General features: G+C 71.2%; 10 protein-coding genes and 1 pseudogene. 4 read left to right on the top strand and 7 right to left on the bottom strand.

Going from position 1 to position 11,263, the window contains the following annotated elements; translation table 11 throughout:
- Nucleotides 1-58 precede the first annotated feature (58 nt).
- The 7 genes and pseudogenes from ACFCXS_RS28545 to zapE form a co-directional block, all read right to left on the bottom strand.
- Nucleotides 59-983, bottom strand: a pseudogene (locus tag ACFCXS_RS28545) (PPK2 family polyphosphate kinase).
- A 56-nt stretch (nt 984-1,039) separates the two neighbouring features.
- Complete coding sequence (locus ACFCXS_RS28550; protein ID WP_376646202.1) at nt 1,040-2,446, bottom strand: PhoX family protein; 1,407 nt, start codon at nt 2,444-2,446, stop codon at nt 1,040-1,042.
- A gap of 90 nt (nt 2,447-2,536) precedes the next feature.
- Complete coding sequence (locus ACFCXS_RS28555) at nt 2,537-3,490, bottom strand: slipin family protein (RefSeq protein WP_376646203.1); 954 nt, start codon at nt 3,488-3,490, stop codon at nt 2,537-2,539.
- A gap of 167 nt (nt 3,491-3,657) precedes the next feature.
- Entirely contained in the window at nt 3,658-5,145 is a 1,488-nt protein-coding gene (locus ACFCXS_RS28560) for a SulP family inorganic anion transporter (protein WP_376646204.1), read from the bottom strand.
- 8 nt (nt 5,146-5,153) lie between these two features.
- Nucleotides 5,154-5,735 (bottom strand): carbonic anhydrase, encoded by a 582-nt coding sequence (locus tag ACFCXS_RS28565; RefSeq protein WP_376646205.1) that lies wholly within the window; start codon nt 5,733-5,735, stop codon nt 5,154-5,156.
- 81 nt (nt 5,736-5,816) lie between these two features.
- Nucleotides 5,817-6,245 (bottom strand): hypothetical protein, encoded by a 429-nt coding sequence (locus ACFCXS_RS28570; protein ID WP_376646206.1) that lies wholly within the window; start codon nt 6,243-6,245, stop codon nt 5,817-5,819.
- Between the two features lie 198 nt (nt 6,246-6,443).
- On the bottom strand, nt 6,444-7,547 hold the full coding sequence (gene zapE, locus ACFCXS_RS28575) for a cell division protein ZapE (RefSeq protein ID WP_376646207.1): 1,104 nt from the start codon (nt 7,545-7,547) through the stop codon (nt 6,444-6,446).
- Nucleotides 7,548-7,772: 225 nt separating this feature from the next.
- On the opposite strand from zapE, the gene ACFCXS_RS28580 reads away from it, so the two are divergent.
- The 4 genes from ACFCXS_RS28580 (at nt 7,773) to msrB (ending at nt 11,263) form a co-directional block, all read left to right on the top strand.
- On the top strand, nt 7,773-8,588 hold the full coding sequence (locus tag ACFCXS_RS28580; protein ID WP_376646208.1) for a pyrimidine reductase family protein: 816 nt from the start codon (nt 7,773-7,775) through the stop codon (nt 8,586-8,588).
- A gap of 243 nt (nt 8,589-8,831) precedes the next feature.
- Complete coding sequence (locus ACFCXS_RS28585) at nt 8,832-9,305, top strand: indole-3-glycerol phosphate synthase (RefSeq protein WP_351625800.1); 474 nt, start codon at nt 8,832-8,834, stop codon at nt 9,303-9,305.
- Nucleotides 9,306-9,449: 144 nt separating this feature from the next.
- Nucleotides 9,450-10,841, top strand: a complete 1,392-nt coding sequence (gene murC, locus ACFCXS_RS28590) for a UDP-N-acetylmuramate--L-alanine ligase (protein WP_376646209.1) — start codon at nt 9,450-9,452, stop codon at nt 10,839-10,841.
- A gap of 14 nt (nt 10,842-10,855) precedes the next feature.
- Nucleotides 10,856-11,263 carry a peptide-methionine (R)-S-oxide reductase MsrB gene (gene msrB, locus ACFCXS_RS28595; RefSeq protein ID WP_376646210.1) on the top strand — a complete coding sequence of 136 codons (408 nt, stop codon included), beginning with the start codon at nt 10,856-10,858 and terminating at the stop codon, nt 11,261-11,263.

Below are 11,263 nucleotides of genomic sequence, written 5' to 3' on the forward strand. Positions count from 1 at the left end.
GCCGCCGAGTACCCCCGTCCGCCGGCTTCACTGTCCCCGACGCCCCCGGGCCGGTGGGTCAGGGCTGCTCCAGCAGCCGTTTCCGGCACGCGGCCACGTCGAAGTCCGCCTCCGGATACCGCGGATCCAGCTCCTCGAAGTGCTCCAGGAGCAGGGTGCTGACCGCCCAGTTGCGGTACCACTTGTGGTCCGCCGGGATCAGGTACCAGGGCGCGTCCGGGGGGCCGCAACGCTCCAGCGCGATCTCGTAGGCCTCCTGGAACGCGGGCCACAGGGCCCGGTCGTCGATGTCGGACGCGGCGAACTTCCAGCGCTTCTCCGGTTTGTCGAGGCGCTTGAGCAGCCGGCGGCGCTGCTCCTCGTAGGAGATGTGCAGGAAGCACTTGATGAGGGTCACCCCGTCGCCGGTGAGGGACCGCTCGAAGCGGTTGATCTGCTCGTAGCGCCGGGAGATCTCGGGGGCGGGCGCGAGCTCGCGGACGCGGGCCACGAGGACGTCCTCGATGGGGGCACCGCCCGCTCGAGCGAAGTCGAGAGCGGGGGAGGGAACGGTCGAAGATGCCCAGTTCGCCGCGGATCGGGAGCGCCTGCTCCACGCGCCACAGGAACGGGTGCGCGCGCTCCTCGTCGGTGGGTGCCTTGAACGCGGTGATCCGGCAGCCGGACGGGTTGAGCAGGCCGATGACGTGCTTGACCGTGCCGCCCTTGCCGCTGGTGTCCATGCCCTGCAGAACCAGCAGCACGCGGCGCCGGTCGCCCCCGGTGCTCGCCGCCCACAGCCGTTCCTGGAGGACGGCCAGCCGCTCGCCGGTCCGGTCCGTGGCCGCCTTGCCCTCCGCCTTGCCGTGCGGCCCGCCCGGAGTGGCGGCGGCGTCGTACCGGCTCAGGTCGACCGGACGGCCCGGGGGCAGGCGCAGCCGCTCCCGCAACGACGTGCCGGCCTTGTGTGTCACCGGGCCCCCTTCGCCCTCTGGTGCCTCGATGGTCCGGCGGGGCGCCGGGATGCGCACCCCGTGCCCCGCCGGGAGCGGGGTGCCCGCTATCGGCGCCAGGGGCCCGTCACCGCGAACGTGGTGCCGGGCGTGTAGCAGTTGACGTACATCGTGTCGCCGTCCGGGGAGAACGTCACCCCCGCGAACTCACCATATTCCGGCTCCTGCTCGGTGCCGCCCGCCGCGTCAGCGGCTGATGTGATCGCCTGCCGGTTGCGGGCCATCGCGTAGACCTCGCCGCGCCGGGTGACACCGAAGACGTGCTGGGCGCCGTTGCCGTCCTCACAGACCATGAGGCCGCCGCCGGCCGCCAGGCAGATGTTGTCCGGCGACTCGCCCGGCAGCTGCACATCGGTGTCGGGGCCGAAGACGATCACCAGGGTGAGGCGGCGGTGCTCGGGGTCGTAGCGCCAGACCTGCCCGTAGTGGTCGGCGGCCGAACCGTCCGACCGGCGCGCGAACGACGACACGAAGTACACCGAACGGCCGCCCCAGTAGCAGCCCTCCAGCTTCTGCGCGTGCGTGATGCCCCCGCGGCCGAAGTCCTGGAACCGGATCGGCGTCTGCGCGGCCTGCGGGTCCGGCACGTCCACCCACTCGATGTGTCCGAACTCGGCGCCCACCTCCTGGATGGAGGACAGGTCCGGCACCCCGGGCACCCGCATCGCCTGGAGCCGGCCGCCCGCGCGCAGCGAACCCCTGCCGCCCAGCGGCCGGTTCGGCAGGAAGCGGTAGAAGAGGCCGAAGGGCTTTTCGAAGGCGTCCTCGGTCTCGTACACCACGCCCCGCCGGGGATCGACGGCGATCGCCTCGTGTGCGAAGCGGCCCATCGCGGTCAGTGGCACGGCCCCGGTGCGGTGCGGATCGACCGGGTCCACCTCGAAGATGAAGCCGTGGTCCTTGGTGTAGCCGTTGGTGCCGGCCCGGTCCTCGGTCTCCTCACAGGTCAGCCAGGTGTCCCAAGGGGTGGGGCCGCCCGCGCAGTTCACGGCGGTGCCGGCGATCGCGACACGCTCCGACTGGACCCTGTTGCGGGAGTCCAGCGTCAGCGCCGTGCAGCCGCCCTTGCCGCCCGGGTCGTAGGTGAGGCCCTCGACGGTCGGGACCGGGACCTTGCCGTTCACGCGGTTCTCGTGGTTGCGGACCAGGTGGACGCGGCCGCCTCTGCCCCCGAAGGCCGACATGCCGTCGTGGTTGGAGGGGACCTTGCCCTCGCCGGAGCGGAGTTCGTCCCCCTCGCGGGAGAGGATCCGGTAGTGGAATCCTTCCGGCAGGTCGAGGACGCCCTTCGGGTCGGGGACGAGCGGGCCGTAGCCGGTGCGGCCGAGGCCCTGTGCCGCGGCGGTACCGGCGAAGAGTTCGGAGAGGGCGCCGGAGAACGCGATTCCGACGCCGAGGGCGCCCGTCCCGGCGAGCATCCGACGTCGGGTGGCGAAGCGACCGGATTCGGTCATGGGGAAACCTTCCTGCTGGCGGACAGGAACTGTGATCCCGCTGTGTCTATCACCTGGTGCGGGCCGCGGGAACCACGCGCGTAGCGCGCGTCACTGCTCGACCGCGCGTCGCAGCCGCTCCATGGCCTCCCCGGCCTGCTCCGTCAGGTCGACCGGGCGCTGCTCCGTGAGGTCGACGGGGCGCTCCTCGATCTCCGCGCGGTCCGTGGGCTGCGCGCGGCTCGCGCTCTCTGTGTCCCCCGCGTCCCCCGCGTCCTGCGGCTGTCCCGCGGCCTCCGCCGCGGGCTGAGCGCCCCGCTCCAGGAACCGCAGGAGCTCCACCGGGATGGGCAGGACGAGCGTGGAGTTCTTCTCCGCCGCCACCGCCATCACGGTCTGCAGCAGCCGCAGCTGGAGCGCCGAAGGGGTGTCGGCCATCTGGCGGGCGGCCTGGGCCAGCTTCTTGGAGGCCTGGTACTCGGCGTCGGCGTTGATGAGCCGGGCCCGCCGCTCCCGGTCGGCCTCCGCCTGGCGGGCCATGGAGCGCTTCATGGTGTCCGGCAGGGAGACGTCCTTGATCTCCACGCGGTCGATGGTCACGCCCCACTGCACGGCCGGGCTGTCGATCATCAGCTCCAGGCCCTGGTTGAGCTTCTCGCGGTTGGACAGCAGGTCGTCCAGCTCGCTCTTGCCGATGATCGAGCGCAGTGACGTCTGGGCCATCTGCGAGACGGCGAAGCGGTAGTCCTCGACGTTGATGATCGCGGCCGAGGGGTCCACGACGTTGAAGTAGACGACGGCGTCGACCCGCACGGTCACGTTGTCGCGGGTGATGCCTTCCTGGGCCGGGATGGGCATGGTCACGATCTGCAGGTTGACCTTGCGCATCCGGTCCACCGCGGGGATCACGAGGTTGAACCCGGGCCGCCGCACGTCCCCGTGCAGACGACCGAGCCGGAAGACGACCCCGCGCTCGTACTGCTTGACGACCCGTGCCGCTGAGGCCAGGTACACCAGCGCACCGGCCCCGACCGCGGCCACCACGCCGACCAGCTCTTCGACCATGCCGACCTCCCCGTTCAGAGGTCCGAATCCATCCGTTTCTGTAACGATATGCCCGAAGTGGGGCGTGGGGCCACGCCCCACTTCGGGGCCCGGACGGGTGAACGCGAATGGTCCGGGGCGCGCAGCCGGCGCGTCCCGGACCAACGGGTGGGTGATCGGCCCGCCGGCTAGGCGACGGTGACCTTCTCCGCCGGAGCCTCCTCGGGCTCCGTGACCTTCACCGGTTCGATGCCCGTCGCGCTGTGGCGTGCGGCCCAGTTCTCCAGGGCCGTGCGGCAGGCGTGGTCGAGGTGGTGCAGGCCCGAGAGGTCCAGCTCCACCGGGCGGTCCTGCGGCAGGCTCTCCAGGTTGTCGAGGATCTTCGGCAGCCGCAGGAAGGTCGCGTTGCCGGACAGGTACGCCTGGATCGGGCCGGCGCCCTTGTCGATGATGTCGAGCTTGATGTGCGAGGCCTCCCAGGCGGTCTTGACGACCGACAGGGCCAGACCGATGAGCACACCCTCGAACATGTTCACCGCGACGATCGACACGGCGGTGACGATCAGGATGAGCGCCTCACCCTTGTGGGCCCGCCACAGCGTCGTGATCTGCTGGAACGGGATCAGCTTCCAGCCGGCGTGCACGAGGATGCCGGCGAGGGCGGGGATCGGGATCAGTGCCAGGGCCCACGGCATCGCGGCGGCGAACAGCAGCAGCCACACGCCGTGCAGCACCCGGGAGGCCTTGGTCTTGGCGCCCGCGTTGACGTTGGCGGAGCTGCGCACGATGACGGCCGTCATCGGCAGTGCGCCGAGCAGACCGCACAGGGTGTTGCCCGCGCCCTGGGCGATCATCTCCTTGTTGTACTCGGTGCGCGGACCGTTGTGCAGCCGGTCCACGGCGGCCGCGCTGAACAGGCTCTCCGCGGAGGCGATCAGTGCGAAGGCGATGATGGTGCCCCAGATGGCCGGGTTCGCCAGTTCACCGAAGGCCTCGGCCCCGGGCGGCTGGATGACGCCCAGCAGACCCTCCACCTGGACGGTGGCGACCGGCAGGCTGAAGGCGAGCGTGGCGACCGTGGCCAGGACGACCGCTGCCAGGGCGCCGGGCACGGTCTGGACCGCCTTCGGCAGCTTCTTCCAGAGCACGATGACGGCGATGGTGCCCGCGCCGATCGCGAGGGAGGTCATGGCCGCGGTGCTGCCGAGCGTGTCGGCGAACATCCCGGGCAGGCCGGCGATCTTGCCGAGTCCGGACTCCGGTGCCTTCAGGCCTGCCGCCGCGTAGATCTGCCCGGCGATGATCACCAGGCCGATACCGCAGAGCATGCCCTCGACGACGGAGACGGATATCGCCCGGAACCAGCGGCCGATCCCCAGGAAGCCCATGGCGAGCTGGAGCAGGCCGGCGAGCAGCACGATCACGCCGAGCGTGGCCACTCCGAACTGGCTGACGGCCTCGAAGACCAGCACGGTGAGTCCGGCGGCGGGTCCGGACACCTGCAGGCTGCTGCCACGCATCAGCCCGGTGACGAGCCCGCCCACGATGCCGGTGATGAGGCCCAGTTCCGCGGGGACGCCGGAGGCGACCGCCACGCCGACGCACAGCGGGACCGCGACCAGGAAGACGACGATCGAGGCGAGGAAGTCCTGCTTCAGGTAAGGGAACTTGGTCATGGTCGCCCTCACACCTTCTCGAAGGAATCGGTGTCTGCGCGGTGTTCGCGCACGGTGCCCGTGTGCACCTCGTAGAACCAGGCGTGCAGCCGGAGCCGGCCGTCCGCCAGGCGGTTCTCCACGCAGGGGTAGGAGCGCAGCCGCTCCACCTGGGTCAGGACATGGTTCTGCACGGCTTCGGTGACCGTCTTGTCGGTCGGGTCCGCGCACTTGGGCTCGTCACAGGCGTGCGCGAGCCAGTCGCGCACGGCGGGCACGCCCGAGAGGTCGTCATGGCGTACCACCGCGCCCACGGCGCCGCAGTGCGAGTGGCCGCAGACCACGATCTCCTTGACGCCGAGGACCTCCACGGCGTACTCGATCGTGGCCGCTTCCGAGGTGGGGTGCGCGAGGGAGTGCGGGGGAACGACGTTGCCCGCGGTGCGCAGCTCGAAGAGCTCGCCGGGCCGGGCACCCGTGATCAGGGCCGGTACGACCCTGGAGTCGGAGCAGGTGATGAACAGGACCTCGGGGGACTGGCCCTCGGCGAGGTGGGCGAACTCCTCAGGGCGCTGTCCGAAGATGCGGGCGTTGTCGATGAGGGGTTGCATGAGTGTGTTGACTCCTCCTGGCGCGCAGATGGGGGCGCGTCGGACGGGCATGGCAAGGGTGGGGGGGAAGTGCTCTGCCGCTCAGCAGCGGAAGACCTGGAGTGCCGCCGGCGTGTGCGACGTCGAGGATCTTGTCGTGTGGTCGTGCGCGGCGCCGGGTCTGACCGGATCGGGTCCGGTCGGCCGGATGTGCCGTTGCAGCGGCCGCTCCGGGCTCGGGGGTGCGAGGTCCGCGGTGTGGGACCGGTCGCGGGTCCGCAGGGGACCGGTCGGGTCCCCGTGGTGCCCGGCGCGGCAGGCCGCCGTCTCGTCGCGCAGCGCCTTCCCCGGGGACTTGTGGCCGGGGCGCGAGGACGTGCCGGAGGGCTTCGTTCCGGTCTGAGCTTTGGCCTCGACTTGACTGTGTGCATGCGCGCTTGCGAAGGACGCGGTCGGTGCGAAGAACTGGAGGGCGAGCAGGACGGCGGCGAGGATCGAAACCACGGTCCGTGCCGTCGTACCTCGGTACATGTGCCCTCCTTCCGGTGCTTCGCGCGTCTAGTGCGGACCAACACTTGGTCAACGGCCGGTCAAGAAACACGTTAACCCTGCAAAGTCGTTTGCAGGGTTAACTTAACGTTTCAAGCTGAAGAGAGCCTGAAAACCGCAGATGGGATGGCTTGAACAGCCCCTTCCCGCAGGGCGGTCGACGCGGTACGGGAGCTGTGGTTACCGGGGGTCCGTCAGCGAACCCGCGTCGCGGGCGAGAGCGGTGAGCCGGGAGATGGCCCGGAAGTACTTCTTGCGGTAGCCGCCGTTCAGCATCTCGTCGCTGAACAACCGGTCGAAGGGCAGACCAGAGGCGAGCACCGGCACCTCGCGGTCGTAGAGCCGATCCGCGAGAACGACCAGCCTGAGAGCCGTCGACTGGTCGGGAACCGGGTGCACCCCGGTGAGGCACACGGCCTTGATCCCGTCGGTCAGCGCGCCGTACCGGCTGGGGTGGACCCGGGCCAGATGGTCCAGGAGGGGCGAGAACGCGTCGAGGGAGGCGCCCTCGGTGGCGTGCGCCGCGTCGGTCACCTGCTCGTCGGAGTACGGCGGCGGCGCCTCGGGCAGACCACGGTGGCGGTAGTCCTCGCCGTCGATGCGCAGGGCGCGGAAGTGGGCCGACAGGCCCTGGATCTCGCGCAGGAAGTCGGCCGCGGCGAACCGGCCCTCACCGAGCTTGCCGGGCAGAGTGTTGGACGTGGCGGCGAGCGCCACACCCGCGTCGACGAGCTTGCCGAGCAGGGTGGAGACCAGGACGGTGTCGCCCGGGTCGTCGAGCTCGAACTCGTCGATGCACAGCAGGCGGTGCCCGGACAGCGTCCGGACGGTCTGCTGGAACCCGAGGGCACCGACCAGGTTGGTCAGCTCCACGAACGTGCCGAACGCCTTGAGCTCGGGCTCGGCCGGAGTGGCGTGCCACAGGGACGCCAGCAGGTGCGTCTTGCCGACGCCGTACCCGCCGTCGAGGTAGACGCCGCGCGGGCCGGCGGGGGCCTTCTTCGGCGCCCTGCCGAAGCCGAACAGCCGCCGCTTGCCGGATCCCGGGGACCCACCCGCGTCGAGGCCCGCCGCGAAGCCCTCCAGGACCCGGACCGCCTCCGTCTGGCTGGGCTGGTTCGGATCGGGGATGTACGTGCTGAAGCGGACGGAGTCGAACCGCGGTGGCGGCACCATCTCGGCGACGAGCCGGTCCGCGGGTACGTGCGGCTCACGGGCGCACAGGGACAGCGGGGCCGGATCGGCTATGGGGCCGCTTCCGGAGGGGGCCAGGGGAGAAGACACGGTTCACCATGCTAGAGCCTGTCCGGCGGGCCAAGCCGTGCCGGATCCGGCGTTGACCTGGTAACGCCCGAGAGCGGGGTCTGGTGCGTCCAGCTGCAAGGCGGAGGAGGGCGCCGATGCGGAGCATCGGCAACTGACGACAACGCCGCAGATGGGCGTGCCAGGCCCCGCGACCACGGCTTGGCTCGCCGGACAGGCTCGCAGGCGCGTGGAACACTGCACGGCATGCGACGTCTGTTCCCTGTGACCGATGAAACAGCAGCTCCGGCGCCGGGCGGCGCGGCCGGCGAGGACGCCGGACGGCAGTGGAGCCTTCAGGAGCTGGCCGCCGCGTACGCCTATCCCGAGCCTGGGCCCCGGGGGCCGGTTCCGTGGCTGCGCGCCAACATGGTGTCCACGCTGGACGGCGCCGCCCAGCACGACGGCCGCTCGCAGCCCATCTCCAGCGCCACCGACATGCGGATCTTCGGCACACTGCGGGCCCTGGCCGACGTCGTGGTCGTCGGCGCGGAGACGGTACGGCAGGAGGGCTACCGGCCCGCACGCGCGCGAGAGGACTTCGCGGCGATGCGGGAGGCGGCCGGGCAGCGTCCCGCACCCGCGATCGCGGTGGTCACCGCCAGTCTCGACCTGGACTTCTCGCTCCCGCTGTTCACCTCGCCCCTGGTCCCCACCCTGATCCTCACGGGCGCCGCGGCCGCCCCGGACCGCGTCGCCGCAGCCGAGAAGGCGGGCGCCCGGGTGGTGACCGCCGGGGACGGCATCGGCGTGGACCCCGCCCTCGCCGTCCGGGCCCTCGCCGACCTCGGCCACACCCGGCTGCTCACCGAGGGCGGCCCGCGCCTGCTCGGCCAGATGGTCGCGGCCGACGTGCTCGACGAGCTGTGCCTGACCGTCTCCCCGATGCTCACGGCGGGCGAGGCGCAGCGCATCGCCGGAGGGCCGGCGGTCACCGTCCCGCACCGCTTCGGGCTGGTGTCGATGCTGGAGGAGGACGGCTTCCTGTTCACGCGGTACGGGCGGGCCCGAGCCGCGTACTGAAACGCCGGGCCCGGGGTACAAGGGCGGTCGGGAAATCCGGTCGGCCGGAACGCCGAGGCAGCGGGGTGGACCCGCCGTCGGTCCGTTCATCGGCGGAATATGCCGTTCTGTTTGGTTTTAGGAGGGCACACTGGATCCGGCAGTACCGATGCGCAGACGGTGCAGGACGGTTTCCGCAGGGCCCGGCACGGCCGGCCCGCGGAGAAGTGGGGCCGAGGGCCCCCGGAGCAGAAGGAGCGCCTGGTGTTCACCAGCGTATTGATGATCGAGAAGGCGCTGACGTCGGCCGACGTGGAGTTCGTCACCACCTTGCACGGGGAGGAGCAGGTCTCCTTCGAGGTGCTGTTGCAGCCGCGTGGCGAGCAGGCGGACCGCCTGCTGCGGGCCATCGACGACGTGGCGCTCGGCGAACTGGACGAGGCCGTCCGCGAGGGGGAGACACCGGAGGGCGAGGAGGCGCTCAGCGTGGGGCAGCGGGCGCTGGAGGTGTCACTCGCCGCGCTGCGCGCCTCGGGCAGCCCGGCCCAGGGGCGGCTGATCGAGGATCACCCGCTGGACGCGCTGAAGTCCCTGGTGGAGGAGGTCGGGGCGGACGAGGTCATCGTGCTGACCGACCCCCACTACGTGGAGGAGTTCTTCCACCGGGACTGGGCGTCACGGGCCCGGCACAAGGTGGGGGTTCCGGTGCTGAAGCTGTTCTCGCACAGCAAGGCGTAGGGGTGCTTTCTGACGTCAGTCGGGTGCGGGTGGTGTGGGGCTGGTCGCGCAGTTCCCCGCGCCCCTGAGGGGTTGGCCCGGTCCTGCCCACTCCTGAAATAGGCTGGGGCTGCTCACCCTCGCCCCCCGAACTTGGAGACACGCATGGCAGCCGGCCTTCCTCCCGCCATGGACCGACCGCACTTCATCGGTATCGGTGGGGCCGGGATGTCGGGGATCGCGAAGATCCTCGCGCAGCGCGGGGCCGCGGTCGCCGGCAGTGACGCCAAGGAGTCGGCGACGGCCGAGGCGCTGCGGGCGCTGGGCGCGACGGTGCACATCGGCCACGCCGCGGAGCATCTCGCCGACGACGCCAGCTGTGTGGTCGTGTCCTCGGCGATCCGGCAGGACAACCCCGAGCTGGCCCGCGCGGCCGAGCTCGGCGTCCCCGTCGTGCACCGGTCCGACGCGCTCGCGGCGCTGATGGACGGGCTGCGGCCGATCGCCGTCGCCGGTACGCACGGCAAGACGACCACGACGTCGATGCTGGCCGTCTCGCTGAGCGAACTGGGCCTGAAACCCTCGTACGCGATCGGCGGCGACCTGGACGCGCCCGGCTCCAACGCGCTGCACGGCGAGGGCGAGATCTTCGTCGCCGAGGCCGACGAATCGGACCGCAGCTTCCACAAGTACGCGCCCGAGGTCGCGATCGTCCTCAACGTCGAACTCGACCACCACGCCAACTACGCGTCGATGGACGAGATCTACGAGTCGTTCGAGACGTTCGTGGACCGGATCACCGAGGGCGGCACGCTGGTGATCGCCGCCGACCACGAGGGCGCGCGGGAGCTGACGCGCCGGGTCGCCGGACGCGGTGTGCGCGTGGTGACCTACGGCGAGTCCGAGGACGCCGGCGTGCGCATCCTGTCGGTCGTGCCGCAGGGGCTGAAGAGCGAGGTCACCGTGGTGCTGGAGGGCGAGGAGCTGACCTTCACGGTCTCCGTCCCCGGCCGCCACTACGCGCACAACGCCGTCGCCGCGCTCGCGGCCGGCGCGGCCCTCGGAATCCCGGCCGCCGAGCTGGCCCCGGCGATCGCCGCCTACACGGGCGTGAAGCGGCGGCTCCAGCTGAAGGGCGAGGCCGCGGGCGTCCAGGTCATCGACTCCTACGCCCACCACCCCACCGAGATGACCGCCGACCTGGAGGCCATGCGCGCGGCGGCCGGCGACGCCCGGATCCTGGTCGTCTTCCAGCCCCACCTCTTCTCGCGGACTCAGGAGCTCGGCAAGGAGATGGGACAGTCCCTCGCCCTCGCGGACGCCTCCGTGGTGCTGGACATCTACCCGGCGCGCGAGGACCCGATTCCGGGCATCACGAGCGAGCTGATCGTCGAGGCGGCCCGGGCCGCGGGCGCCGACGTGACGCCGCTGCACGACAAGGCCGACGTCCAGTCGGTCGTCGCGGGAATGGCGAAGCCCGGTGATCTCGTTCTCACCATGGGAGCGGGCGACGTCACCGACCTCGGCCCGCACATCCTGGACCATCTGTCGAACTGAGGGGCTGGAGGCTCATGCCGTACGACGTCGACAAGCCGGACGAGCAGTGGCGCGCGGAGCTGAGCCCGGGCGAGTACGCGGTGCTGCGCCAGGCGGCCACGGAGCCCGCCTTCACCGGTGAGTACACCGACACCAAGACCCGGGGCGTCTACTCCTGCCGCGCCTGCGGAGCGGATCTGTTCACCTCGGACACCAAATTCGAGTCGCACTGCGGCTGGCCGTCCTTCTTCGACCCGAAGGACACCGACGCGGTGGAGCTGATCGAGGACCGCTCGCACGGCATGGTGCGCACCGAGGTGCGCTGCGCGCGCTGCGGCTCGCACCTCGGGCACGTCTTCGGGGGCGAGGGGTATCCCACGCCCACCGACCAGCGGTACTGCATCAACTCGATCGCGCTGCGGCTGGCTCCCGAGGAGGACTGA

The sequence above is a fragment of the Streptomyces sp. NPDC056373 genome (assembly GCF_042262425.1).
Classification (GTDB): domain Bacteria; phylum Actinomycetota; class Actinomycetes; order Streptomycetales; family Streptomycetaceae; genus Streptomyces.

What these genes read in the sequence shown, in the direction of transcription:
- ACFCXS_RS28580 (WP_376646208.1), top strand. Translation starts at nt 7,773, where the DNA reads ATGCGACGTCTGTTCCCTGTGACCGATGAAACAGCAGCTCCGGCGCCG.
- ACFCXS_RS28550 (WP_376646202.1), bottom strand. Translation starts at nt 2,446, where the DNA reads ATGACCGAATCCGGTCGCTTCGCCACCCGACGTCGGATGCTCGCCGGG.
- murC (WP_376646209.1), top strand. Translation starts at nt 9,450, where the DNA reads ATGGCAGCCGGCCTTCCTCCCGCCATGGACCGACCGCACTTCATCGGT.
- msrB (WP_376646210.1), top strand. Translation starts at nt 10,856, where the DNA reads ATGCCGTACGACGTCGACAAGCCGGACGAGCAGTGGCGCGCGGAGCTG.
- ACFCXS_RS28570 (WP_376646206.1), bottom strand. Translation starts at nt 6,245, where the DNA reads ATGTACCGAGGTACGACGGCACGGACCGTGGTTTCGATCCTCGCCGCC.
- ACFCXS_RS28565 (WP_376646205.1), bottom strand. Translation starts at nt 5,735, where the DNA reads ATGCAACCCCTCATCGACAACGCCCGCATCTTCGGACAGCGCCCTGAG.
- ACFCXS_RS28555 (WP_376646203.1), bottom strand. Translation starts at nt 3,490, where the DNA reads ATGGTCGAAGAGCTGGTCGGCGTGGTGGCCGCGGTCGGGGCCGGTGCG.
- ACFCXS_RS28560 (WP_376646204.1), bottom strand. Translation starts at nt 5,145, where the DNA reads ATGACCAAGTTCCCTTACCTGAAGCAGGACTTCCTCGCCTCGATCGTC.